Annotated in this window: 13 protein-coding genes and 2 pseudogenes; 9 read left to right on the top strand and 6 right to left on the bottom strand. The window is 62.5% G+C overall.

The window, feature by feature from the left end; all coding sequences use genetic code 11:
* The 5 genes from pncB to IQK56_RS13325 all read left to right on the top strand — a co-directional run.
* Window positions 1-681: nicotinate phosphoribosyltransferase (gene pncB, locus IQK56_RS13345; protein WP_193901727.1), on the top strand; the 681-nt coding region annotated here is incomplete at its 5' end.
* 1 nt (window position 682) lies between these two features.
* A complete protein-coding gene (nadE, locus tag IQK56_RS13340; RefSeq protein WP_150675296.1) occupies window positions 683-1,492 on the top strand; it encodes an ammonia-dependent NAD(+) synthetase in 810 nt (269 codons plus the stop codon).
* A 213-nt stretch (window positions 1,493-1,705) separates the two neighbouring features.
* Window positions 1,706-2,890: a hypothetical protein gene (locus tag IQK56_RS13335; RefSeq protein ID WP_193863903.1), complete on the top strand. Its 1,185-nt coding sequence runs from the start codon at window positions 1,706-1,708 to the stop codon at window positions 2,888-2,890.
* A gap of 177 nt (window positions 2,891-3,067) precedes the next feature.
* A complete protein-coding gene (locus IQK56_RS13330; RefSeq protein ID WP_193863904.1) occupies window positions 3,068-4,423 on the top strand; it encodes an MATE family efflux transporter in 1,356 nt (451 codons plus the stop codon).
* 2 nt (window positions 4,424-4,425) lie between these two features.
* Window positions 4,426-5,598 carry an MFS transporter gene (locus IQK56_RS13325; RefSeq protein WP_193863905.1) on the top strand — a complete coding sequence of 391 codons (1,173 nt, stop codon included), beginning with the start codon at window positions 4,426-4,428 and terminating at the stop codon, window positions 5,596-5,598.
* Here IQK56_RS13325 and IQK56_RS13320 read toward each other — a convergent pair whose 3' ends face one another.
* Complete coding sequence (locus IQK56_RS13320; RefSeq protein ID WP_122308179.1) at window positions 5,599-5,964, bottom strand: type II toxin-antitoxin system HicB family antitoxin; 366 nt, start codon at window positions 5,962-5,964, stop codon at window positions 5,599-5,601. It abuts the gene before it with no gap.
* The gene (locus IQK56_RS13315; protein ID WP_193863906.1) at window positions 5,961-6,212 is read right to left on the bottom strand and encodes a type II toxin-antitoxin system HicA family toxin; all 252 of its coding nucleotides are present in this window, start codon (window positions 6,210-6,212) and stop codon (window positions 5,961-5,963) included. Before IQK56_RS13315 ends, IQK56_RS13320 begins: the two co-directional genes overlap by 4 nt.
* A 209-nt stretch (window positions 6,213-6,421) precedes the next feature.
* On the opposite strand from IQK56_RS13315, the gene IQK56_RS13310 reads away from it, so the two are divergent.
* From IQK56_RS13310 to IQK56_RS13295, 4 genes are read left to right on the top strand one after another with little or no spacing between them, the layout of a single operon-like run.
* Complete coding sequence (locus tag IQK56_RS13310) at window positions 6,422-14,872, top strand: non-ribosomal peptide synthetase (protein ID WP_193901726.1); 8,451 nt, start codon at window positions 6,422-6,424, stop codon at window positions 14,870-14,872.
* Window positions 14,873-14,886: 14 nt separating this feature from the next.
* Window positions 14,887-15,054 carry a hypothetical protein gene (locus IQK56_RS31770; protein ID WP_193901725.1) on the top strand — a complete coding sequence of 56 codons (168 nt, stop codon included), beginning with the start codon at window positions 14,887-14,889 and terminating at the stop codon, window positions 15,052-15,054.
* A gap of 11 nt (window positions 15,055-15,065) precedes the next feature.
* The gene (locus IQK56_RS31765; protein WP_193901724.1) at window positions 15,066-16,622 is read left to right on the top strand and encodes a TauD/TfdA family dioxygenase; all 1,557 of its coding nucleotides are present in this window, start codon (window positions 15,066-15,068) and stop codon (window positions 16,620-16,622) included.
* Window positions 16,619-19,798 (top strand): non-ribosomal peptide synthetase, encoded by a 3,180-nt coding sequence (locus IQK56_RS13295; protein ID WP_193863907.1) that lies wholly within the window; start codon window positions 16,619-16,621, stop codon window positions 19,796-19,798. The genes IQK56_RS31765 and IQK56_RS13295 overlap by 4 nt, the downstream gene beginning before the upstream one ends.
* A gap of 61 nt (window positions 19,799-19,859) precedes the next feature.
* Here the strand turns inward: IQK56_RS13295 and IQK56_RS13290 are convergent.
* The 4 genes and pseudogenes from IQK56_RS13290 to IQK56_RS31520 all read right to left on the bottom strand — a co-directional run.
* A pseudogene (locus tag IQK56_RS13290) lies at window positions 19,860-20,812 on the bottom strand (alpha/beta hydrolase).
* Between the two features lie 60 nt (window positions 20,813-20,872).
* A complete protein-coding gene (locus tag IQK56_RS31760; protein WP_425274649.1) occupies window positions 20,873-22,018 on the bottom strand; it encodes a thioesterase domain-containing protein in 1,146 nt (381 codons plus the stop codon).
* Window positions 22,019-22,021: 3 nt separating this feature from the next.
* A pseudogene (locus IQK56_RS31755) lies at window positions 22,022-24,280 on the bottom strand (amino acid adenylation domain-containing protein); the annotation flags it as partial.
* Window positions 24,199-26,432 (bottom strand): condensation domain-containing protein (locus IQK56_RS31520; protein WP_425274648.1); only part of this gene is annotated, 2,234 nt, incomplete at its 5' end. The pseudogene IQK56_RS31755 and the gene IQK56_RS31520, both read right to left, overlap by 82 nt.

Raw genomic sequence — 26,432 nt, 5'->3', positions numbered from 1 at the left:
TCTACGACCCGTCGGCGGCTGTCCTTCAAGGCCCAGCGCGAAGTGGTGGATATCATGCGTCGCGACTTTCCCGGCCAGTTCGTCGGCACCAGTAATGCGCACCTGGCCTACGAGTTCGACTTGCCGCTGATCGGCACCATGGCCCACCAATGGCTGATGGTGCACCAGCAACTGGGTCGGCTGCGCGAAAGCCAGAACGCCGCCCTGGAGAACTGGGTGCGTGAATACCGGGGCCGTCTCGGTATCGCCCTGACCGACTGCATCAGCACCGACTTCTTCCTCAAGGACTTCGACCTGTACTTCGCCAAGCTCTACGACGGGTTGCGCCAGGACTCCGGTGATCCCATCGCCTGGGCCGACAAGGTACTGGCCCGCTACAAACAGCTGGGCATCGATCCGATGACCAAGGACCTGATGTTCTCCGATGGCCTGAACTTCGAAAAATGCCTGCCGATCCTGCGCCACGTGCGTGGCAAGGCCAAGTTCGGGTTCGGCATGGGCACCAGCCTGGCCTGCGATGTGGAGGGCGTAGAGCCGCTGAGTATCGTGATGAAACTGGTGCGGGTGCACGGCGAGCCGGTGGTGAAATTTTCCGATGACCCGATCAAGAACGTCTGCGAAGACGCCTCGTTTTTGCAGTATGCGGCCCAGGTATTCAACGTCGGCAATGTGGAGGTGTGACATGCAAGACCGTATCGCGCAGGAACTGAATATCGACCGGCAGTTGGTGCAGGGCGGTGAGGCCAGGGAAATCCAGCGGCGCATCGACTTCATCAAGACCACGTTGCGTCAGTCGGGCTGCAAGGCCCTGGTGCTGGGTATCAGCGGTGGTGTGGATTCCCTCACTGCCGGCCGTCTGTGCCAATTGGCGGTGGAGCAACTGCGTAGCGAACACTACGCCGCACGCTTTATCGCCATGCGCCTGCCTTACAACATCCAGGCTGATGAGAGCGACGCCCAGGCCTCCCTGGACTTCATCACCCCGGACCACATCGACACCCTCAATATCGCCGCCAGTGTCGATGGCCTGATGACCAGCCTGGCCGCCACCGAGGCCAGCGCCAGCCACGTCGACTTCATCAAAGGCAACGTCAAGGCCCGCACTCGGATGATCGCGCAGTACGCCGTAGCCAACCTGCACAACGGCCTGGTGGTCGGCACCGACCATGGCGCCGAAGCGCTGATGGGGTTCTTTACCAAGTTTGGCGACGGCGCCTGCGACCTGGCGCCATTGTCCGGCCTGACCAAAACCCAGGTCCGCCTGCTCGCCGGCGCCCTCGGCGCCCCGGCAGACCTGGTGCACAAACACCCCACCGCCGACCTTGAAGAGCTGGCGCCGGGCAAGTTGGATGAGCAGGCCTATGGTTGCTCATACGAAGAGATTGATGCCTACCTGATGGGCGAAACGGTGAATGAGCGGGTGAGGGCGATTGTCGAGGCGGCGTACAGCAAGACCGCACATAAGCGTGCGCTGCCGATTGTTCCGGTTTGATTTAGGAACGGTCCAGCTTTCGAACTGATTTTTTCATCTCGTTGTGTGTACGACTACTGCGCTCTCGGGAAGTTATTCCTGCGCGTGCCTGTCTACTTTACTGATATGACTTGGAACTACCCTGTTTTTACCGGCCACAGATCAAGGGTTGACCCGGAGCTCTTTTTACTTGGGTTGACCGTTATAAAACCCCTGACCTGAGGTATTCCTATTATGGACCTTTGTTTTCGTCAACAACCCCGTTTTCAACCCGCGGCCAGCACGGGGCTTTGTTTAGTCAATAACAGCCAACTCAATCAAATGGGTAATACCGGATACAATAATGGCGGCAATATGCCTGCATCCGAAGTAGCACGAGGCTTTTCAGCCAACTTTGATTACTTCCGAACCCCAGGAACGCCATTTGTGTCACGCGAGACACTTGGTTGCATGGCTGAACGGCCATTGATCGGCGACAGATATCACGACCCCATGACATTGATGGCCAGAGCGATTCGCAATAATCCCGACATGGAAAACCAGCTCGATGCGATCAATCATCGTGGTGATAAAGACGGGCTTATCAGCCAAGGTGATGTATCGGCCGTTATTCAACATTTTGACGCGCAAGAGGCCGCCCTCAGTAACCCGCCGCGAGGAGGTGGCGCACCTTTGCGCTCTCAGGGGGCTATGCAGCAGCAACGCTTGAATCAGCTGTTTTTTCCTGCGCATTCGTCCCAGTCGCCCAGGTATGACGACCGGGCCTACGTGCAGCCGCAACCACCCTTTGCGGGCGTGTACAGCAGCCAGGACGGGGGCCCAGGCAGCAAGCCCTATGCCGGTGAGGGTAAGGAAGACTTCAGCAACAAAATTCTTTCCCATTTCAGCTCCCTGGAAGATCCAAATCAGCCTGGAGCGATCACCGACAGGTCTCTTAACGCCGTCGCCGCGGGCCGTCGACTAGACGGTCAACCCGCTACTCAGGACGAGATGGATATCGCCAAGGAACTGTTGTCGCGTGGTGGTTTGTTCAAGGAACTCGATCAAGGAAAAACCGGGAAACTGGATGGCAGTTTCACTAGGGACGACTTGGGTTATGTTTCGGAGAACGCTGTTGAAATGAGCCAGTTGGAAATTCTCCAGAACATTAAAAAACACTTCTCCGCCTACGGTGATGGTGATGACTATGTGAATCTGAATGAGATGAAAGAAGCTGCAGGCTTAGTGCCATCGGAGAAAACCTTCACCCCGGAACAGCGCATAACAGCGATCAAATTCCTTCAGGACAAAGAACTTCGAGACGAGACGGACGTTGGCGTTGATGACAAAGGCGGGGCTGGGTACAAAGACGGCCGGTTTGATATGGACAACGTGAACCATATGATCAAGAAAAAAAGCAAAGCGGGCGCCGAAACATGATTGAGTGAACCAACGGGGCTGCCGCTGGCGTCGACAGCCCTGAAGCCCTTTGGGTTTACATGGATATAACGTCCTGTGGTCAGGGGTTGCAGTATTCGGTACGTCAAAGCACAGGAACATTGGATCCACTTACGGTATAACCCTCGAACGCTTTAGTTCTCCGAGGCCCCGTTTTTCATGCAAAGCCCTTTGCAACGTCCGCTGTGGCAGGTCTACCTGATCTTTTTGGCACCGATGGTGCTGTCCAACTTCCTGCAAAGTTTTTCTGGCACGCTCAACGGCATCTACGTCGGGCAGATGCTCGGCACCCAGGCGTTGGCGGCGGTGTCGGGGATGTTTCCCATCGTGTTTTTCTTTATCGCACTGGTGATTGGCCTGGGGGCGGGCGCGTCGGTGTTGATTGGCCAGGCTTGGGGCGCGCAGGAAACCGCGATGGTCAAGTCGATTACCGGCGCGACGCTGACCCTCGGCGCGCTGGTGGGGGTGATCGCGGCGGTGCTGGGCAGTCTGTTTGCACGCCCGGCATTGCAGGCATTGGGCACGCCGGTGGATGTGCTCGACGACGCGGTCGCCTATGCCCAGATGATGATGCTGATCATGCCGCTGTTGCTGGTGTTCATCCTCTACACCCAATTGCTGCGGGGCGTCAGTGACACGGTTTCGCCGTTGTTGGCACTGGTGGTCTCGACCCTGGTCGGCCTGCTGCTGACCCCGGCGCTGATTCGCGGCTGGGTCGGCCTGCCGCCCTTGGGCATCCAGAGCGCGGTGTACGCAGGCCTGGTGGGTAATGCCCTGGCGATGCTGTTTTTGATTTTGCGCCTGCGCCATAAACACCACGTGATGGCGCCGGATCGCGAACTGCTCGCGGCCTTGCGCCTGGACCGCGTGATCCTCGGCAAAGTCCTGCGTATCGGCCTGCCCACCGGCTTGCAGATGGTGGTGCTGTCGCTGTCGGAACTGGTGATCCTGGCGCTGGTCAACGGCCACGGCTCCCAGGCCACGGCGGCCTATGGGGCGGTGACGCAGATCGTCAACTACGTGCAGTTTCCGGCGCTGTCGATTGCCATCACCGCCTCGATCCTGGGTGCCCAGGCCATTGGTGCCGGGCGCCTGGAACGCATCGGGCCGATCCTGCGCACCGGATTGCTGATCAACACCTGCCTCACGGGTGGCCTGATTGTGCTGGGTTACGTGCTGTCACACTGGCTGCTGGGCCTGTTCATCACCGACGACTCGGCGCGGGTCAAGGCTGAACACCTACTGCACATCATGCTCTGGAGCATCCTGGTGTTTGGCTTCCAGGCGGTGATCGGCGGGATCATGCGCGCCAGCGGCGTGGTGCTGATGCCGGTGGCGATCTCGATCTTCTGCGTGCTGTGCGTGGAGTTGCCGATAGCGTACCTGCTCAACGCCCACTTCGGCCTGGAGGGCGTGTGGATGGCATTTCCGGTGACGTACCTGGCGATGCTGGTGTTGCAAACCGCTTACTACCGGTTGGTGTGGCGGCATAAACAGATCAAACGGTTGGTATGAGCATGGCAAACCCCTACGCCGAATTATTCCAGGTCCCTGGCGCCCGGGCTTTTGTATTGGCAGGCATGCTGGCGCGCATGCCGGTGTCGATGACCGGCATCGGCATTATCACCATGCTCTCCCAGGTACATGGTGGCTACGGCCTGGCAGGTTCGGTGGCAGCGATATTCGCCTTGGCGACGGCGATTTGCGCACCCCAGGTATCACGGCTGGTGGACCGCTACAGCCAGGGCAGGGTGCTGCCGATCGCCGCGTTGATCGGTGGCGGGGCGTTGTTGATGTTGTTGCTGTGCACGTGGTTGCAGGCGCCGACCTGGACGCTGTTCCTGTTCGCCGCCCTGGCCGGTTGCATACCGAACATGTCCGCAATGGTACGGGCGCGCTGGACCGAGTTGTACCGGGGACAGCCCAAGCTGCAAACCGCGTTTGCCCTGGAGTCGGTGCTCGATGAAGTGTGTTTTATTGTCGGCCCGCCGCTTTCGGTCGGCCTGAGCGTGGTGCTGTTTCCCGAAGCCGGGCCACTGGTGGCCGCGCTGTTGCTGGCGGTGGGTGTGACCACGTTCGTGCTGCAACGGGCGACTGAGCCACCGGTGCACGAGCATCACGATCATCATGGTGGTTGGCTGATTGCTTCACCTTCGGTACTGATCCTGATGATCCTGTTGCTGGCCATGGGGGTGATCGTCGGTGTGGTGGACGTGGTCAGCGTGGCTTTTGCCCAGCAGCAGGGTCAGCCGGCGGCGGCAAGTATCGTGCTGTCGGTGTACGCCATCGGTTCGTGCCTGGCGGGGCTGGCGTTCGGCACGCTCAAGCTCAAGGCGCCGCTGCCCCGGCAATTCCTGTTCTGTGGCGTAGCCACGGCGTTGACCACCTTGCCGTTGCTGCTGGTCACGAACATCCCTGGCCTGGCGGTGGCGATTTTTATTTCCGGGCTGTTCTTTGCCCCGACCCTGATCGTGTCGATGGCGCTGGTGGAGCGGATTGTCCCGGCTAGCCGCCTGACCGAAGGCATGACCTGGCTGATCACCGGCCTCAGCATCGGCGTGGCCATCGGCGCCGCCAGCTCCGGTTGGATGATTGACCACATGGGGGCTGCCAGTGGGTTCTGGGTGGCGTTGGCGGCGGGCGCGGTGGTAATGGGTTCGGCAGTGTTGGGATATCGGCGCCTGGGATAATCAACCCATTGCCGGGGATGTATCTGCGCAATGATGTTGCAGGAATTCATTCAGCGCCTGGCGCGTCAAATCATTGAGCGTCACTTTTTTGCGCATCGCCGCCAGGGCGGCCGCCAGGTGCAGGTCATGGCCGACCCGTACATTGAACGAGCCCTTGCACGGTTTTTCGGGTGTTTGCCCGAGGGATTGGCACGTAGCGAGGTAGTCGTCCACTGCCTCATGAAATGCCGCATCCAATTCAGCGACGGTTTTACCTTCATAGCTGACCAGCGCCTTGATGAACAGGATCTTGCCGAACAGGCAGTTGTCTTCGAGGCTGGCTTCGATGGAGCCGATGTAGCCTTTGTAATTGAGTTGGTTGTTCACGGAATCAGTTCTCCTGATCGCAATTGTTCGATGATCTGGCGCCGAATGTAGTGTTTCAGTTCGTTGCCGGGGTGGGGCCTGTGCAAGGTGATCATTGCACTGGGATCGCCGATGTCGAATTTGACGCGGCTTCCGGCTCCTTCAATCTGTGTGTAGCCCAACCGGTGTAACAGTGTGACGAGTTCGGGCCAGGTGAATAGCGTTTGCTCGTTGAGCAATTTGGCGAGCAACTTTTCATTTTTTGACACGGCGATCTCTGCGTGTAACTAAAAGTAGTTGCAAAAATTGGTATGTGTCAATGCTAGCTCGCCTTTGCACGGCTTTCCCGGGATTGATGTAACCCTTGATGACACCTCGCTCCAGCCCCTCTGCCCCCTGCTAATTTTTCCCTCTGCGGTTCGTTTTATAGGGACGACGTGCCTTTGTGCTTCCTGCCTATTGCTCCGGACTCCAACAAATGAATGCTGAAGACTCCTTGAAACTTGCTCGCCGGTTTATCGGGCTGCCTCTGGAAAAACGCCAGTTGTTCCTGCAAGCACTGCACAAAGAAGGGGTGGATTTCTCCCGGTTTCCGATTCCGGCCGGAGTGGAGGTGGAGGACCGTCAGGCGCTGTCCTACGCACAGCAGCGCATGTGGTTCCTGTGGCAATTGGACCCGACCAGCGGCGCCTACAACTTGCCGGGGGCGGTGCGCCTCAAGGGTGCGCTGAGCTTGAACGCGATGGAGCAGGCATTCGCAAGCCTTGTGGCGCGCCACGAGACCTTGCGCACGGTGTTCCAGCGCCAGGCCGATGAGCGCCTGTTGCAAGTCGCCGTACACCCATCGCTGGCCGTCGAGCAACTCGACCTGACTGATCTGGCCCCGGCGGAACGCGAGCAGGCAGTGCATGACGCAGCCACCCGCCAGTCGCTGCTGCCATTCGACCTGGAGCACGGCCCGCTGCTGCGTGTGCAATTGCTCAAGCTCGACACCCAGGAGCATGTCCTGCTGCTGACCCTGCACCACATCGTCTCCGACGGTTGGTCGATGAATGTGCTGATCGACGAGTTCATCCGTTTTTACGACGCCCATGAGCGCAACGAAACTGCACAATTGCCGGCACTGCCGATCCAGTACAGCGATTACGCCCTGTGGCAACGCCGCTGGCTGGAAGCGGGGGAGCAGGCCCGTCAATTGGAGTACTGGCAGGCGCGCCTGGGCGATGAGCACCCAGTGCTGGAACTGCCGACGGACCACCCGCGCCCGGCCATGCCCAGCTACCAGGGCACCCGCCATAACTTCGCGATTGAGCCGGCACTGGCCGCGCAATTGCGTGCCTGCGCGCAAAAGCACAACGTCACGCTGTTCATGCTGTTGCTCGGTGCCTTCAATGTGCTGCTGCATCGTTACACCGGCCAGGGCGATATTCGCGTCGGTGTGCCGATTGCCAACCGTAACCGCAGTGAAGTCGAAGGGCTGATCGGTTTTTTCGTCAATACCCAGGTCATTCGTACCGAATTGACCGGGCAAACCCGCGTTGCCGAGTTGCTGCAAGGCATCAAGGAGCACGCCCTCGGCGCCCAGGCCCATCAGGAGCTGCCGTTCGAGCGCCTGGTGGAAGCCCTCAAAGTCGAGCGCAGCCTCAGCCATACTCCGCTGTTCCAAGTGATGTACAACCACCAGCCGGTGGTGGCCGACATTGCCAGCGTCAGTACCGCCTCCGGCCTGGAACTCGCGTTGGTGGAGTGGCAAGGTCGCACCACCCAGTTCGACCTGACTCTCGATACTTATGAGAAATCCGGCACGCTGCACGCCGCACTGACCTACGCCAACGACCTGTTCGACGCGCCGTCCATTGCGCGTATGTCCCGGCACTGGATCAGCCTGTTGCAGGCCATGGTTGCCGATGGCGAGCAGCGCATCGGCGAGTTGCCGATGCTGGCCGCCGAAGAGCAGCAGGTCATGGTGCAGGCCTGGAACCAGACCGCGCAGGCGTACCCGACCGAGCGCGGTATTCATCAACTGATCGAAGATCAGGTCCAGGCCACCCCCGATGCACCGGCGCTGGCCTTCGGCGCTGTCACCTTGACCTACGCCGAGCTTGACGCCCGCGCCAACCAATTGGCCCATGCCTTGCGCGAACAGGGGGTTGGCCCCGATGCGTTGGTGGGCATCTGCGTCGAGCGTTCCGTGGAAATGGTCATCGGTCTGCTGGCCATTCTCAAGGCCGGCGGCGCCTATGTACCGCTTGACCCCGAATACCCCCAGGAACGCCTGGCCTACATGATCGAAGACAGCGGCATCCAACTGCTGCTCAGCCAGCACAGCCTATTGCCGTCGCTGCCCACTGACGGCATTCAGGTGATCGCCCTGGACCCCGCACCCGGCTGGCTTGACGGCTACAGCAGCGCATCGCCCGCAGTAGCCATCCACGGGCTGAACCTGGCCTATGTGATCTACACCTCCGGTTCCACCGGCAAGCCCAAGGGCGCCGGTAACAGCCACCGTGCGCTGGTCAACCGTCTGTGCTGGATGCAGCAAGCCTACGGCCTCGACGCCAGCGATGCGGTACTGCAGAAAACCCCGTTCAGCTTTGACGTGTCGGTGTGGGAGTTCTTCTGGCCGCTGATGACCGGTGCGCGCCTGGTGGTCGCAGCCCCTGGCGAACACCGCGAGCCGGCACGTCTGATCGAGACCATCGGCCAGCACGGCATCACCACCTTGCACTTCGTCCCCTCCATGCTCCAGGCGTTTATCCATGAGCCGGGCGTGCAGGGCTGTAACAGCCTCAAGCGCATCGTGTGCAGCGGCGAAGCCTTGCCACTGGATGCGCAACTGCAAGTCTTCGCCAAACTGCCCCTGGCAGGGTTGTTCAACCTCTATGGCCCGACCGAAGCGGCCATCGACGTGACCCACTGGACCTGCGTCGACGAAGGCCGTGACGCCGTACCTATTGGCCGCCCAATCGCCAACCTCGGCACCTACGTGCTCGATGCGCAGCTCAACCCGGTGCCCGCCGGCGTGTCCGGCGAGCTGTACCTGGGCGGCACCGGCCTGGCCCGCAGTTACCACCGCCGTCCGGCGCTGACCGCCGAGCGTTTTGTGCCCAGCCCTTTCGGTGATGGTGCGCGTCTGTACCGCACCGGCGACCGGGTGCGCCAGCGTGCCGATGGCGTGATCGACTACCTTGGTCGCCTGGACCATCAGGTCAAGCTGCGCGGCCTGCGCATCGAGTTGGGAGAAATCGAGACGCGCCTGATGCAACACCCTGGCGTGCGTGAGGCGGTGGTGCTGGTGCAAGGCGGCAAGCTATTGGTGGCCTATCTGGTGCTGGAAGGCGAAGCGCCGACCGACCTCAAAGCCTGGCTGCTCGGCAGCCTGCCGGAATACATGGTGCCTAGCCACATGGTACACCTGGCCAAGCTGCCGGTGACCGCCAACGGCAAGCTCGACCGCAAAGCGCTGCCGCTGCCGGACGTTGCGCCGCAGCAGGCGTACAGCGCCCCGGAAAACGCCTTGCAAAAAGCCCTGTCAGCAATCTGGGTCGATGTGCTTGGCGTGGAACAGGTCGGTCTGGACGACAACTTTTTCGAGCTGGGCGGCGATTCGATCATCTCTATCCAGGTGGTCAGCCGTGCGCGCCAGGCGGGGATTCGCCTCAGCCCACGCGACCTGTTCCAGTACCAGAGCGTGCGCAGCCTGGCGCTGGTCGCCACCTTTGAGCAGGCCAGCGTTATCGACCAAGGGCCGGTCAGCGGCGAGGTCATCCTGACGCCGGTACAGCAGAGCTTTTTTGCCGAGGCGATCCCGGCGCGTCACCATTGGAACCAATCCTTGTTGCTGACCCCGCGCGAGGCCCTGGCCCCGGTGCGTCTTGAAGCGGCGCTGACGCAGCTGATCAACCACCATGACGCCCTGCGCCTGCGCTTTGTGCAACGACCCGACGGCTGGCAGCAAACCCACGCTGCACCCGTCGCCGAGCCTGCGCTGTGGCACTCTCATGCCACCGACGATACGCAACTGGCAGCGCTATGCGACGAAGCCCAGCGCAGCCTCGACCTGACGCAAGGCCCGCTGCTGCGCGCCGCCCTCGTCGCCATGGCCGATGGCACCCAGCGCTTGCTGCTGGTGGTGCATCACCTGGTGGTGGATGGGGTTTCATGGCGCATCCTGCTGGAAGACCTGCAACAGGCTTACCGCCAGGCAACGTTGCCGGCCAAGACCAGCGCCTATCAAGCCTGGGCGCACCAACTGCACACCCACGCGCAAACCCTCAACGAACAACTGCCTTACTGGCAGGCGCAGTCCATCGATGCCGAGTTGCCGTGCGACAACCCCCATGGCGGGCTGCAAAACCGCTTGGGCTGCAAGATTGAAACCCGCCTCAGCGCCGAGCAGACCCGTCATTTGCTGCAAGACGCGCCGGCGGCTTATCGCACTCAGGTCAACGACCTGTTGCTGACGGCGTTGGCGCGGGTAGTCAGCCGTTGGAGCGGCCAGGCTGCGGCGCTGATCCAGCTGGAAGGCCATGGGCGTGAAGATCTGTTCGACGCCGTCGACCTGACCCGCACGGTGGGTTGGTTTACCAGCCTGTTCCCTGTGCGTCTGCAGGCGGACGGCGAGCTGTCGACCGCGATCAAGTCGGTCAAGGAGCAACTGCGTGCCGTGCCCGACAAGGGCCTGGGCTACGGCCTGCTGCGCTACCTGGCTGCGCCTCAAGTGCGTGAAGCCCTTGCGGGCCTGGCCGCGCCGCGTATCACATTCAACTACCTCGGTCAGTTCGATCGCCAGTTCAATGAGTCAGCATTGTTCGTGCCCGCCACCCAGGGCAGCGGTCAGGCCCAGGACCCCGAAGCGCCGTTGGCCAACTGGCTGACGGTGGAAGGGCAGGTCTATGGCGGCGAACTCGCGCTGCAATGGGGGTTCAGCCGCGAGATGTTCCAGGCGTCGACCATCCAGCGCCTGGCGGATGATTACACCGCCGAACTCACCGCCTTGATCCAACACTGCTGCGAAACGCCCGCCGGGCAGGTGACGCCGTCGGACTTTGCGCTGGCAACCCTGACCCAGCGGCAATTGGATAATTTGCCCGTGGCCGGCCCGGCCATCGCCGATATCTACCCGCTGTCGCCCATGCAGCAAGGCATGCTGTTCCACACCCTGTACGAGCCTGAGGTCCAGGCCTATATCAACCAGTTGCGCCTGGATATTGAAGGCCTTGATCTGCTGAGCTTCGGTCGTGCCTGGCAGGCGGCGTTGGACCGGCATGACATTTTGCGCAGCAGCTTCCACTGGCTCGGCCTGGACAGCGCCCATCAAGTGATCCAGCGCCAGGTCGATTTGCAGTTGCAAGTGATCGAAGACCCGCATGCCGACCTCGACGCCTTGGCCGATGCCGAGCGTCAGCGCGGTTTTGAGTTGAACACGGCGCCCCTGTTTCGCCTGATGTTGGTGCGCGGTGCCGGTACGGGCTGGCACATGATTTTCACCAGCCATCACATCCTGATGGATGGCTGGAGCAATGCCCAGTTGCTCGGCGAAGTCATCGCCGACTACGCAGGCCAGGTTTTGCCCGCGCCGTTGGGGCAGTTCCGCGATTACCTGGGTTGGCTGCAGCAGCAAGCCTCGGGTGAAGTGTTCTGGAGGGAAGCCCTGGCACCGTTGCAAGCCCCAACCCTGCTGGCTGAAGCACTGCGCGTGCCGGTCGAAGGGGCGGGCATGGCTGACCATCACACCACCCTGGACAACCAGTTCACCCGTGCGCTCGGCGATTGCGCACGCCAGCACAAAGTCACCCTCAACACCATCCTGCAAGGCGCGTGGAGCCTCTTGCTGCAACGCTACACCGGTCAGGATTGCGTGGCCTTCGGTGCCACTGTTGCCGGGCGTTCGGCGCCTTTGCCGGGTATCGAGCAGCAACTGGGCCTGTTTATCAACACACTGCCGATCATCAGCGCGGCCTCGCCGGCCCAGTGCGCCGCCACCTGGCTCGTTGAGCTGCAAGCGCTGAACCTCAGCCTGCGCGACCATGAACACGTACCGCTTTACGACATCCAGGGCTGGGCCGGTCAACCAGGTGGCGCACTGTTCGATACCTTGCTGGTGTTTGAAAACTTCCCGGTGGCGCAAGCGCTCAAGCAAGGCGCGCCGGCAGGCCTGACCTTTGGCAGGATGCACAACCATGAGCGCACCCACTACCCGTTGACCCTGGGCATCGAGCTGGGGACCGGCTTGCGCCTGGAGTTCAGCTACGACCGGGCGCGGTTCACCGAGCAACAGGTCGCGCAATTGAGCGCCAATCTGCAGCACCTGCTGGTGCAATTGGTAGCGGATACCCAGGTGCCGCTGGGCAACCTGCAATTGCTGGACAGCAGCACGCAGGCTTCGCTGCTCGCCATCAGCCAATCCCCTGGCACGCCCCGGCGCCAGGTGCGCGTGCATGAACGCATCGCCGCCCAGGCCCAGGCCACCCCGCAAGCGCTGGCGGTACAGGCAGGCAGTGAACGCCTGAGCTATGCCCAGCTCAATCAGCGGGCCAACCGCCTGGCTCACCGCCTGCTGGAGCATGGCGTGGGCCCGGGCCAACGCGTAGGCCTGGTTTCCCGCCGTGGTCCGCAGTTGATCGTCAGCCTGCTGGCGGTGCTCAAAAGTGGCGCGGCCTACGTGCCGCTGGACCCCAATTACCCCGCCGAGCGCCTGAGCTACATGTTGGCAGACAGCCGTCTGAACCTATTGCTCAGCGAGACCGGGTTGCTGGCTGAGCTGCCATTGCCCCATGGGCTCAAACGTGTGGATTTCAGCGCTCAGGGGGAAGAGCTGGCGGGTTACCCGTCGACCAACCCAACCAACCACGCCGTCGCCGCCGACCTCGCTTATGTGATCTACACCTCCGGCTCCACCGGCCAACCCAAGGGGGTGGCCATCGACCATGCTGCACTCGACCAGTTCTGCGACACGGCGGCTGATTACAGTGCGCTGACGCCTGCCGACCGCGTGCTGCAATTTGCGACGTTCAGCTTCGACGGGTTTGTCGAGCAATGCTACCCGCCGCTGTGCGTCGGCGCGGCGCTGATCATGCGCGGCGATGAGCTGTGGGACGCCGGGTTGCTGGCGCGGGAAATCGTCGAGCAGGGCGTGACCCTGGCCGATCTGCCCGCGGCCTATTGGTACTTGCTGGCCAAGGAGTGCGCCGTCGATGGCCGCACGCTGGGCAACCTGCGCCAGGTGCATGTCGGTGGCGAAGCCATGGCCGTGGAGGGCGTACGTGCCTGGCACGAGGCCGGGTTGGGCAATGTGCGTTTGGTGAACACTTATGGCCCGACCGAGGCCACCGTGGTCTCCAGCGTGCATGAATGCCAGCTTGCAGATGCCAATGGCGCCTTCGGCATGCCGATCGGGCGGGCTATCGACGGTCGCTCGCTGTACGTGCTGGACAGCGGATTTGAATTGCTGCCCACCTGCGGCGTCGGCGAGCTGTGCATCGGTGCGGCGGCGGGCTTGGCCCAGGGCTACTTCGATCGTCCGGCGCTGACCGCCGAACGCTTCTTGCCGGACCCGTTCTCCGGCGTGCCGGGATCGCGGCTCTACCGCAGCGGCGACCTGGCTCGCTACAACGACAACGCGGCCCTGGAGTACGTGGGACGCATTGACCATCAAGTGAAAATCCGTGGGTTCCGGATCGAGATGGGGGAAATCGAAGCCTGTCTGCAAGCCATGCCCCAGGTGCGCGAGGCGGCTGTGATTGCGTTGGACGGGCCAACTGGTGCGCAGTTGGTCGCCTATGTCGTGCCCCAGTCGAATGCCCTGGAGGCGCAAGCCTTGACGGCGGCTTTGCGTCAGTCGTTGCCGGACTACATGGTGCCGAGTTTCCTGATGCTGCTCGACGTGTTGCCCCTGAGCCCCAACGGCAAGCTCGACCGTAAAGCCTTGCCAAAACCGGATGTCAGCCAACGGCAAAAACACTATGTGGCACCCCGGACGGCCCTGGAAACCCAGGTCGCGCAGGTTTGGCAAAACGTGCTGGGGCTGGAACAGGTTGGGCTGGACGATCACTTCTTTGAGTTGGGTGGGCACTCGCTGCTGGCCACCCAAGTGGTTGCACGCCTGAAGACGTTGCTGGTGTGCGACCTGACCCTGCGCGACCTGTTTGGTGCGCCGCGACTGGCAGACTTTATCGCGGCAGTGGCCACGCGCACCGGGCAGGACGCTTCGCCGGCGCGCAGCCCGTTAGTGGCCCGCGGCGAAAAAACCAGCGCGACGCTTTCTCTGGTGCAGCGCCGGCTATGGGTGGTGGAACAGCTGTCGCAGGCCAGTGGCGCCTATGGCATGCCGCTGGCCGTACGCTTGCGCGGCGAGTTGTCGGTGCCGCTGCTGATCAGCAGCCTGGCACAGGTGATTGCCCGCCACGAAACCCTGCGCACGGCCTACATCACCGACGAGGAGGGTGATCCGCTGGCGGTCATCGCCGCGCACGTGGAGGTCGACTTGCCGGTATTGGACTTGTCGTCCCTGGATCCGGCCGAGCAGCAGCGCCGGGTCGCCACCGCCGTTGAAGCCAACACCCGCCAATCCATCAGCCTGTTGCAGGCGCCCTTGTTGCGTGGACAGGTGCTCAAGCTGGGCCCCACCGAACATGTGCTGCTGTATTCGATGCACCACATCATCTCCGATGGCTGGTCGATGGCGGTGCTGGTCAATGAACTGGTGGGCTTCTACGGCCGGGCGAAGGCGGGTGTGGTTGAGCCGCTGCCTGCGCTGCCGATCCAGTACTCCGATTACGCCCTCTGGCAACACCAACTGCAACACACCGGCGTGCTGGCCGCGCAGGCGCGTTACTGGGAGCAGGCACTGGCCGGGCACAGCGGCGTATTGCAATTGCCCACCGACCATCCGCGCCCCCAGGCGCCGACCCATGAAGTCGCGACCTAGGCTTCACGCTGCCCGTGGCTTTGCACGAAGGGCTCAAGGCGCTGTCGGCGCGTACCGGTGTCACGCTGTACAGCACGATGCTGGCCGCGTTCCAGATCCTGCTGCATCGCCTCAGCGGCAGCGATGACGTGCTGGTCGCGCCGACGTTGCCGGGCGCCAGCAGCCTGAGCTGGAAGGGCTGATCGGTTTCTTCGTGAACATTCTGCCGCTGCGCTCGACCTTTGCGCCGCTGCAACCGTTCAGCGCTTTTCTGGCCACCACCCAAGGCACCGCGCTGGACGCTTTCGATCACCAGGACCTGCCCTTCGACATGATTGTGGAAGCCTCGCCACGCCCGCGCCAACGGGGTTTCAACCCGCTGGTACAGGTGCTGTTCGTCATGAACAACCTGCCGGTGCAGGGTGGCCAGATGGACGGGATCGAGGTTGAAGTGCTGCCGACTCGTGGCGGTTACTCCAAGTTCGATATGGCCCTGTTCATCGATGAAGACGCAGGCGGCCTGCACGGTACCTGGCAGTACGCCAGCGACCTGTTTGAACAACAACGCATCGAGTCATTCGTCAACGCCTGGACGGGAATTCTTGAACAGATTGTGTGTGATCCGAACATTCAATTAGGGGATATCACCATGCCTAGCAACACCGTTGAACACGCCACGACGCCCGTACCGCCAGCCATCAAGGCCGACAAGCTGGGCAAGTTCCTGAAAAAATCCCAGAGTCGCACCGACAAGCCTGCAGGCGCGCTGATGCGTGAATCGCTGTTGGTCCCCGGACAGGATTTTCCATTGCTGATGGAACCCACTGATCCGGGCCTGGACCTGGTGGCCTGGATCAAGGACAACCGCGCCCTGGTGGAAGAAAAACTGGCCCGCCATGCGGGGGTTCTGTTCCGTGGATTTGCCCTGCGCGATATTCATGACTTCGAAGCGTTTGCTGAAGCCGTACAGCCGGGCCTCTATGGCCAATACGGCGACTTGCCGAAAAAAGAGGGCGGTAAGAACACCTACCGGTCCACGCCGTACCCCGAAAAGAAAATGATCCTGTTCCATAACGAAAGCTCCCATCAGGACCGCTGGCCGCGCAAGCAGTTGTTCTTCTGCGAGCAGCCATCGCCAATCGGCGGTGCGACGCCGGTGGTGGACTGCCGGCAGATGTACCTCAAGTTGCCCGCCACGATCCGCGAGCGTTTCGAGGACAAGGGGTTGCTGTACGTGCGCACCTTTGCCGACAAGCTGGACGTTTCCTGGCAGCACTTCTTCAAGACCGACGTGCGTGCCGACGTCGAAGCGCGTTGCCGGGCGGCGGGCATCGCCTGGACGTGGCTGGACAACGATGAACTGCAAATCCGCACCCCGTGCCCGGCGATCATCCGGCACCCGGTGACAGGGGAAAAAACCTTCTTCAACCAGGTTCAGTTGCATCACATCTTCTGCCTGGACCCGGATGTGCGCGAAGACCTGCTGGCGCTGTTCGGCGAGCAGCGTATGCCCCGGCACGTGTACTACGGCGATGGCTCGCCGATTGAAGACGAGGTCATGGCCCTGGTGGGCGAGCTGTACGAAGCCTGCGCGGTGCGGTTCGACTGGCACAAGGGCGATGTCATCCTGCTGGACAACATGCTGGCTGCCCACGCACGTGATCCTTTCGAAGGACCGCGCAAGATTGTCGTGGCAATGGGCGAAATGATTGAACGCAGCGCGCTGAACGTGGCGCACAGCGAGACCGAAAAGGAAGAGGCCGGAGCATGAGTACTGCACAACAGGGCACCGTGGACGCGGGACTGGCGTTGCTGGTCGAGCAGCAACAGCATCTGGACGCCCGGCAACAGGGGGCGAGCTGGGGCGATCTGACCCACTGCGTGAAACTGGATATTCGCGGCGAACTGGACCCGGTGCGCCTGCAACAGGCGTTGGACAGCCTGGCGGTGCGCCACGAAGCATTGAGTGCGCAATTTGCGCCCGTCAGTGGTTATCACGGATTGCGCCAGCGGGTCGCGCCGGCTGAAGCGGTGAGCTTGACCCAGTGGCTCGACGTGGCGTCGCCCCAACAGGTGGTTGCACGCCAACAGCAGTGGTGGCAGCAGCAACAGCCGCTGATCGGCGCGTTGTTACAGCGCCTGGAAACGGACCACTGGCAACTGCTGATAGGCGTGGCGAGTTATGCCGCGGATGCCGGGACCCTGGCCCTGATCCAGCAGGAGTTGGTGGCCGCTTATGGGCGACAAGGGTTTGAAGAGGACGAGCCGGGGCAGTTTTCCCAGTACCTGGAATGGCGCAGCGAGGTGATCTTCGACGAAGACGCAGATACCGCCAAGGCTTACTGGCGGCAGTACCTGCAAGGGCACGAGAGTCTGGTCAACGGGCCAGACTTGCCCTATCGCCTGACCTGCGCAGAAGTCCTGCCGGCAGAACGCTTGAGCGTGCCACTGGATCAAGCGCTGTTGGCCCGCCTGCGCACGGCGGGGCTGCCGCTGGACGTGCTGATCCACGCCGCCTGGTGGGGGCTGCTGGCACGCATCAGTGGTCGCGAATCTTTCCTGGCGGGCTGGCGGCATGATGCGCGCCAGGACTATGAGTTTTTCAGCCACAGCCTGGGCCTGTTCGAGAAAACCCTGCCGTTGGCGATTCGTATTGATCCGGCCAGCACTTTCCGTGAGCTGGTGACCACCCTAGCCGCACAGTTGGATCAGCACCGCACCTGGCAGGAATACTGGACACCGTTGTCATTCCCTCAACAGGCCGCGCCTGCGGTCGGTTTTGGCAATCGGTTGGTGTCGGCACCGCTTGAAGTCGCCGGGATGGTGTGGGCGGGCAGCGACCTGCCGGCCCGTCTGCCCGAGTTCGAGTTGGCACTGCTGCTGGAAATCGCCGTATCGGGCGAACCTCAAGGTTTATCACTGGACTTCAATCCCGCACGCTATTCGGCGCACGCCGTCGAGACGCTGTTGGGCCAGCTGCGCCAGTTGCTCCACAGCATTGCCGACAAACCGGATGAAACCCTTGCCCGCCTGAACCTGCTGGATAACGAGGAAAAGAGCCGGTTGCTGGCGCTGAACCCGCCGGCTCAGGTGATGCAGGCGCTGCAGCTGTTGCCCCAACGTATCGCCGCTTGGGCCGGCCAGACGCCGGATGCCGTGGCGTTGGTCGCGGCGGGCCAGACCCTCAGCTACGCCGAGCTGGACGCCCGCACTGCGCAATTGAGTGCCGAATTACTGCGCCAGGGTGTGGGAGCTGGGTCGATTGTGGGCTTGGCGCTGCCGCGCTCGGTGGAACTGGTCGTCGCCATTCTCGCCACCTGGCGTGCGGGCGCAGCCTATCTGCCGCTGGACCCGCAATGGCCAGTGGCGCGCCAGGCTGAAATCGCACGGCACGCCGCCGCGAGCCTGATCCTGGTGGCACACGCGCCGAGCCAGGATGATCCGCTGACCTCGTTCAAGCTGCTCAACCTGGGCGCCGCGACCCTGGATGCACCGCTGGCCCCGGCGGTATCCGTGCAGGCCCATGATGTCGCGTATGTTCTGTTCACCTCCGGCTCAACCGGCCAGCCCAAAGGCGTGGTGATCGAGCATGGCGCGTTGCTCAACTACACCGCGAGCAGCAGTCAACAATTGGGCCTGTCCGCCTGCCGCGATTTTGCCTTCAGTTCCACGGTAGCGGCGGACCTGGGCAACACCGCCTTGTTCGGCGCGCTGTACAACGGCGCTACCCTGCACATCGCGGATGACATCACCCTGCAAGATCCCCAGGGCTTCGCCGGGTTCCTGCGGGAAAACCGCATCGATTGCCTGAAAATCGTGCCCTCACACCTGGCCGCCTTGCTTGAGGCCGATACCGCCGTACTGCCTGGCACCCTGGTGCTGGGCGGTGAAGCCATCGGCGCAAGCCTGGTGCAGCGCATTCGCCAGCTGCGGCCCGACTGCCGTGTATTCAACCATTACGGCCCCACCGAAGCGACGGTGGGGGTGATGGTGCATCCGTTACTGCCCGCTGAAGACGTGACCCATGGCGTGCCGCTGACACAGGTGCTCGCCGGCAACCAGGTCTTCGTACTCGGCGCGGATGCACAACTGCTGGCGACGGGCGAACTCGGTGAGTTGTTCATCGCAGGCCGACAGCTGTGCCGAGGCTACTTGCAGGGCGAGGCTGACGCAGACGCGTTTATCCAAAGCCCACTGGTGGGCGGCGAGCGTCTTTACCGCACGGGAGACCTGGCCCGTTATCGCGTGGAGGGGGGCGTGCAGTTGTATGGCCGTCGTGATCATCAGGTCAAGGTGCGTGGTTTTCGCATTGAGCTGGCGGAGATAGAGGCGCAGTTGCTGCGGTTGCCCGAGGTCAGTGAGGCCGTGGTGGTGCTGGTGCAGGAGGAGCCGCAAGCGTTCGTGGTCATGCGTGCGGCGACGGCAGAGGACGCAGGGCCTCAATTGAAAAACCAACTGGCTCAGCACCTCCCTGCGGCCATGGTGCCACGCCAGATTGTGAGCCTTGAACGCATGCCGCGCCTGCCAAACGGCAAGGTTGACCGCAAGGCGCTGCAGCACGCTCAACCTGTAGTTTCCCAGGCGGTGTATGTCGCGCCACGGGATGCGCTTGAAACGCTGTTGTCCACGCGCATGGCCCAATTGGTCGGTTTGGAACGGCTGAGCATCGAGGAGGACTTTTTCGCCGCAGGCGGGCATTCCTTGTTGGTTATCAAGCTCGTGGCAGGTATCCGCAAACTGCTGCAATGCGAGATTCATCCGGGTGTGGTGTTTGATCACCCCAGCGTGGCGGCACTGGCGCGAGTGCTGCGCGAGCGTGAAAGTGTCGCGGGGCAGTTGGAGAATATCGCCCAGGCGCGTTTGCGCTTGGATGCAATGACACCTGAAGAGAAAGCGGCGCTTGTGGAGAAGGCCAAGCAGTTGCAAGCGAGCAAGGAGCAGGGATAGGCATGTAAAACGGGCTGGCAATCAGCCCCGTTGTTTTATGGCGGGAATGCTCGAGTGGCGCTTAGCGCTGTTCCCCCAACCAGCTCAATACCCCTTCATAAATACCCGCAACCGCACCGGTAATACCGTTCATGCGCAGGAAGTCATGGGTCAACCCCGACTCTACGTGCAGGCTCACCGCTGTGCCGCTCGCCGCGAGCATCTGGGCGTAAGCCTGCCCTTCGTCATACAGCGGATCGTACTGGGCCAGGCTGATATAGGCCGGGGCCAATGCTGTCAGCCCCTCCGCCAGCAGTGGCGAGACCCGCCAGTCGAGGCGCTGTTGGGCATCCGGGCAATAGTGGTGGTAGAACCATTGCAGCGTGGCCGTTTCCAGCAGGTAATCCTCGGCATATTGGCGATGGGAATCACGCTGCCGCGAGGTATCGGTGACCGGGTAAAACAGCAACTGAGCCCAGGGTTTGAACGCCAGTTGCAGGGGGGCTTTCACTGCGGTGATCGCCAGGACAGTCGCCAGCGTTGCCCCCACACTGTCACCTGCCAGGGTAATCCGGTTGTTGTCCAGTTGCAGGTTGCCAGCCTGTTCGGCCAGCCAATTGGCGGCGTCGAGGCTGTCGTTGACAGCGGTCGGGAAGCCCGCCTGTGGCGCCAGCCGGTAGGTGGGCGCGAACACCGCGTACTCGCCGCTGGCCGCGAGCCTGCGGCAGATGGAGTCGTGGGAGTCCAGGCTGCCCACCACATACCCGCCGCCGTGGAAATACGCAATCACCGGCAACTGCGCGGTGCCCGGCGCCCGGTATAGGCGGGCGGGCAGGGCATGGCCATCGCGGGCGGTGAACGTCAGTTGGCCGACCACCACGACCCCGGCGGGCTGGGGTCGAGAATGGCCGAAGTCTGTTCGAACTCCCGCCGTGCCTGTTCAACACTCAGTGCGTGCATGGGTTGGCTTTTACCGGTCAGGCGACCCATCTGTGCCAATTCCAGAAAACCTTCGAGATCAGGGTCCAGGGGCATTGCATGTTCCTTGTGAAATAGGCTGAAGCGCGCCCCTGACCATCAGGGGCGGCGACGGTTTCAACTGGCTACGGGTTGCAGCGCCAGGTGCTGCAACAGACCTTGAAGCAGGGTCGGGTGGTTGAGAATGTCGTAGTGGCCGGCGGCGATCTGTTCGTTGCTCCGGGCGCTGGCCATGTTCGATGCAGGCTGGCCGGCAATCGCCTTGGCCCACCAGCAATGGGCTTGCGCCCGGGTGGGCGGCAAGCCGTCCAGGCGCGTGGACAACGCCTTGAGTTTCATCGCTACCTGGAAGGTGTGAGCCAGCTCCTCGGTGCTGATTGCAGCGTACGCCGATCGTGCGGCGGCACCCACCTGGACCTGCGCGATCAGTTGCTCCAGCGCCGCGCTGTCCGTCGTCGCCCCGACCTCAAAGGTTGGCAACTCCTCGGCCGAGAGGCCGAACAGTACCGCGAGAAACCCGCGCAGGTCTTCGCTCCAGTCGTCGCTCAAGACCTCCTCGCCAGTGGGTACAAAACTGTCCACCAGGCCGAGAAACTCCACGCGTTGGCCCTGGCTTTCCAGCTCCTGGGCCACCAGCACCGCAAGGGTGCCACCCAGTGACCAGCCCATCAGGTGGTAAGGGCCGCTGGCTTGCTGCTGGCGAATGTACTGGCTGTAATCGATGGCCATGGACGCCAGCGAATCATCGTTCCACTGACGGTCCAGCAGCATGCGACATTGCAGGCCGTAGACGCTGCGCTGTCCATCCAGGCGACGGGCCAGGGGCTCGTAGTCGAACACAGTGCCAAAACCGGCATGCAGGCAGAACAGCGGCGTGCTGAGCGTTGTTTCACTGTTGAGCAGCAGCAGCGGATTAAGGCTCGCATCGTCCTCGGCAAACCCGGACAACTCAGCGATGGTGGGCTTGCCGATCATGTCCCGCAGTTTCAACTCGATGCCGATATCCGGCTGGCTGCGCACCTTCGACAGCACCTTGAGAATGCGCAGCGAGTCGCCGCCCAATTCGAAGAAGTTGTCAGTGACGCCCACGCTCTCCAGTTCCAGCACCTCCTGCCAGATCGCCGCCAGTTGTGCCTCCAACGAATTACGCGGTGCAACGAAGGCGCGGCCCTTGAAATCCGGGTCAGGCAGGGCCAGGCGGTCCAGCTTGCCGTTGGGGTTGAGTGGGAAAGCCGGGAGCGCGAGGATTTGCGCCGGCACCATGTAGTCGGGCAATTCCACCTGCAAAGCCGCACGCAGGCGTTCGCCCAGCCCGGCCGAAGCGTCGGCCACCACGTAACCGATCAGTTGCTTGCCGCCGGCGGTATCGCGGGCGACCACCACGGCGTCTTGCACATCGGGGATCTCGCGCAGGCGTGACTCAATTTCTCCCAGCTCGATCCGGAAACCACGGATCTTCACCTGGTTGTCCAGGCGGCCAAGGTAGTCGATCACGCCGTCGGGGCGTTGGCGCACCAGATCCCCGGTGCGATACAGGCGTGTGCCGTCGGCAGCGAACGGGTCAACCACAAACCGTTCGGCGCTCAGGCCGGGCCGCTGGTGATACCCACGGGCAACGCCTTCGCCGCCGATGTACAACTCGCCCGCCACACCGTCGGGTACGGGGTTGAGGTGTTCGTCCAGCACATACAGAGTACGTTCACCGATGCGGGTGCCGATCGGCGCGTACACCGCGTCGCAGCGTTCGTCGGCACTCACTTTCCACAGCAGCGGGGTCACCACGGTTTCGGTGGGGCCGTACCCGTTGGTCAGGTACTGCGGCTTGAGCACGCGTTTGACCAACTCGAAGTTGGCCTCTGCCACCGCGTCGCCACCGAAGCAGTAGATGCGCACGGGCGGTGGTGCATCGGTTTGGCTGTCGCCGTACTCGGCCAGCTGTTGCAGATACGCCGGAGGGAAGCACGCGATGCTGATGCTGTGCGCGTGCAGCGCCTGCCAGGTTTCTTCCGGTGTCCACAGCTGGTTACCCCTGACGACCAGGCATCCGCCGCTTTGCAGCGTCGACAGCCAACGTTCTTGGGCACCATCGAAGGCGAACGACATGAACAGCAATTCACGGGTGCTGCTGTCCATCTCGTAACGCTCGGCAATGGCCTGGCAATGCATGCGGATTTGCCCGTGGGCCACGGCCACACCCTTGGGCTTGCCGGTGGAGCCCGAGGTGTAAATCAGATAGGCCAGGTTATGGTCGTGCACCAGGGTTGCCGGGCACGTCGCCGGCCAGTCCGACAGGGGCAGGCGATCCAGCTCGATAAGGGTCGCCACGCCCAGGCCGTCGAAGCGCGACCGCAGCGAGTGCTGGCTGATCAGTACGCTCATGGCAGAGTCTTCCACGATCCACTGCACGCGGTCCTGTGGGTAGTCAATGTCCAGCGGCACGTAGGCGGCGCCGGTTTTCATGACGCCATAGAACGCGACAATGACGTCCACCGAGCGCTCCAGAGCGATGCCGACGAACATCTCCGGGCCAATGCCCTGGGCGATGAGGCAGTTGGCCAGGCGGTTGGCCCGCGCATCCAGCTCGCCGTAGCTCAACGCGATACCGTCGCATACGACCGCCACTGCGTCCGGCCGCTCCAGTGCGTGTTGCCGGATCACCTGTGCCAGGTGGGCGCGTGGCGCCTTGGCGGGGTTCAGGTGGTTGCGTTGCAGCAACAATTGCTGTTCGGGGCCTGCCAGCATATTGAGGCTGCCGACGTTGGCCTGGGCGTTGTTCAGCAGTTCCAGCAACAGGGTTTCAAAGCTGCGCAGGATTTGTGCGGTGGCGGCCTCGGTAAAGCGGTTGCGCAGGTAGAGGAATTCAATCTTCAGGGTGTCGCCGAGGTTGATCGCCAGGTCCATGGCAAAGTTGGTCACATCGCGGCTGCTGACGTCGCCGAAGCTCAGGTGTTCCTGCCCGGCTTCCTGCAAACGCTCGTCCACCGGGTAGTTTTCAAACACCAGAATGCTGTCAAACAGCGGCTGGCCACCTTGGCCCGACCAGCGTTGTACGTCCGCCAGGGACGCATGCTCATGGTCGCGCACTTCCAGGTTATAGGCCTGCAACGCTTGCAGCCATTGGGCGACGGGCATGTGCGGTTGCGGGGTCTGGATAATGGGCAACGTGTTGATAAACAGCCCAAGCATGTCCTCTGAGCCTGGCAGGCTGGCCGGACGACCCGCGACCGTCGCGCCGAAGCACACGGTGTCCTGGCCGGTATAGCGCTGCAACAGCAGTAACCAAGTGGCCTGGATCAGCGTGTTCGGGGTGACGCGCAGGCGCTGGGCCTGCTCACGCAAGTGTGCGGTTTGTCGCGTATCCCAATTCAGATACAGCGCCGCGTGGCCTTCCAACTCCATGGCCGGCTTGGGCGACAGGCTGTTGGCGAGGGACGAGGTGCCGTTCAAGTCCTGGAGCTTGGTTTTCCAGAACTGCTCCAGTACCGCTTGGGATTGATCTTGCAGCCAGCGGATGTAATCGCGGTAATGCCCGCGTTTTGGCGGTGCGGTCTGGCCGTTGTAGATCGCGAAGACTTCACCCAACAGCCGCGAGTTGACCAGCCGTCCATGAGGATGTGGTGGCTGGTCCAGATCAGGTAGTGCGTCTGCGCGTCGAGCTGTACCAGGGTCAGGCGTGTGAGCGGCGCACGCAAAAGTTCGAAGCCACGGGCACAATCCTGGCTCGCGAGCACTTCCAGGTCTTGCGCGCTGACGTCCCGTTGCTGCCAGTCGAGTACGTCGACTGGCATCGTCGCCGCGCGATAGACCACTTGCAGCGGTTCGGCCAGTTGGTTGTCGGCCCAGAACCCGGTACGCAGGATTTCATGGCGCTCAATCACGGCGTTCCAGGCGGCGGTGAACCGCGCAACGTCCAGCCCGGTGACCGAGACGGCCATCTGGTTCACGTACAGTGCGCTTTCCGGTGCTTCCAGTGTGTGGAACAGCATGCCCTGTTGCATCGCCGACAACGGGTAGAGGTCTTCGAGCTGTGGCAACGGCACCGGCAGGCGGTCCAGTTGCGCCTGGCTGATACGCGCCAGCGGAAAGTCGGACGGCGTGACCCCCACGTTGGCGGTGTCGCAGCAGTGCTCGATCAGGGCCAGCAGCTCGCGCTTGAGGTCATCGGCCAGGTGCGCAACGGTCGCCTCGTCGAACATCTCACGGCTGAATTGCCAGCCCAGAGTCAGTTCATCGCCGTATACCTGGCCATTGAGGCTCAGCCAGTTGCCCAGTGGCGCATCCAGCGCCTGCTCACGGCCGCTGCCTTCGGCGGCGGGGGCCAGCAACGAGCCCTGTTTGGCATCGAAGCTGCCATCGAACTGGCCCAGGTAGTTGAAGGTGATGCGTGGCGCCGGCAAGGCGCCGAGGCTGGCCCGTGCCTGCGGTGTGCCGAGGTAGCGCAGGGCGCCATAGCCCAAGCCCTTGTCGGGGATTGCCCGCAACTGTTCCTTGATCTGCTTGATGGAGTCGCCAAGGGTGCCGGCCGGTACCAGCTTGACCGGGAACAGGCTGGTGAACCAACCCACTGTGCGGGTCAGGTCGATGTCATCGAACAGGTCTTCGCGGCCATGGCCTTCCAGCTCCACCAGGCAATGCGCGGCGCCGGTCCAGCGGCTGATGACACGCGCCAGGGCCGTCAGCAGCAGGTCGTTGATCTGCGTGCGATAGGCCTTGGGCGCCTGTTGCAGCAATTGTCTGGTCTGACGGGCGTCGAGGTGGGTATGCAGGGTGTGGCTGTAGCGATTGTCCAGGCTGCCATGGGGGCGTTCGCAGGGCAGATCGGGCGTGTCGGCATTGAGTTGCGCCAGCCAGTAGTGCAATTCGTCCTGGGCGGTCGGGTGCTGCGCACGGTGTTGCAGGCGCTCGGCCCAGGCCTTGACCGAACTGGTGCGGGCCGGCAATTGCACCGGTTGCTGGTTGCTGACCTGTTGATAGGCGTTTTGCAGGTCCTCAAAGAGAATCCGCCAGGACACGCCATCCACTGCCAGGTGGTGAATCACCAACAGCAGGCGCTGGCTGCCGTCGGCCACGTGGATCAACACGGCGCGGATCAGCGGGCCGTGTTGCAGGTCGAGGCTGGCCTGGGCTTGCTCGCACACGTCCGGCAGTTGCCCGACGCTGGCTTCAACCTGTTGCAACTGCCAGTCGGCCATTGGCCGGTACTGGGCGCTCCAGTCGCCGGCGTGTTGCTCAAAGCTCAAACGCAGGGCGTCGTGGTGCTCAATCACCGCGAGCAACGCCCGTTGCAGTGCCTCGGCCACCAGCGGCTGGGCAGGTTGGAGCAGTACCGACTGGTTCCAGTGATGGCGCTCAGGGATCGCCGTTTCAAAAAATACCTGGTGAATCGGCAGCAACGTGAGCGGGCCCGTGGCTGGGCCCTGGTCGATCACGTGGGCACTTGCGCCCATACGGGCCACGCTGGCCAGGCCTTGCACGGTCTGGTGCTGGAACAGTTCCTTGGGTGTAAAGCCGATGCCCTGCTGGCGGGCGCGGCTGACCACCTGGATGGAAATGATGGAATCGCCGCCCAGTTCGAAGAAATTGTCGTTCAGGCCAACGCGCTCCAGTTTCAGCACGTCTTGCCAAATGGCGGCGATCTGCTGTTCCAGCGGGCTGTGTGGCGCCACGTAGGTTTTTT

The organism is Pseudomonas cyclaminis, assembly GCF_015163715.1.
GTDB lineage: Bacteria > Pseudomonadota > Gammaproteobacteria > Pseudomonadales > Pseudomonadaceae > Aquipseudomonas > Aquipseudomonas cyclaminis.
The sequence above is the reverse complement of the archived record's forward strand: the minus strand, read 5'-3'. Positions and strand labels throughout refer to the sequence as shown.

Excerpts from the sequence above, each read along its gene's own strand:
- IQK56_RS13295 (WP_193863907.1), top strand. The coding sequence starts at position 16,619 with ATGAGTACTGCACAACAGGGCACCGTGGACGCGGGACTGGCGTTGCTG.
- IQK56_RS31760 (WP_425274649.1), bottom strand. The coding sequence starts at position 22,018 with ATGGTGCCGGCGCAAATCCTCGCGCTCCCGGCTTTCCCACTCAACCCC.
- IQK56_RS13330 (WP_193863904.1), top strand. The coding sequence starts at position 3,068 with ATGCAAAGCCCTTTGCAACGTCCGCTGTGGCAGGTCTACCTGATCTTT.
- IQK56_RS13335 (WP_193863903.1), top strand. The coding sequence starts at position 1,706 with ATGGACCTTTGTTTTCGTCAACAACCCCGTTTTCAACCCGCGGCCAGC.
- IQK56_RS13310 (WP_193901726.1), top strand. The coding sequence starts at position 6,422 with ATGAATGCTGAAGACTCCTTGAAACTTGCTCGCCGGTTTATCGGGCTG.
- nadE (WP_150675296.1), top strand. The coding sequence starts at position 683 with ATGCAAGACCGTATCGCGCAGGAACTGAATATCGACCGGCAGTTGGTG.
- IQK56_RS13325 (WP_193863905.1), top strand. The coding sequence starts at position 4,426 with ATGGCAAACCCCTACGCCGAATTATTCCAGGTCCCTGGCGCCCGGGCT.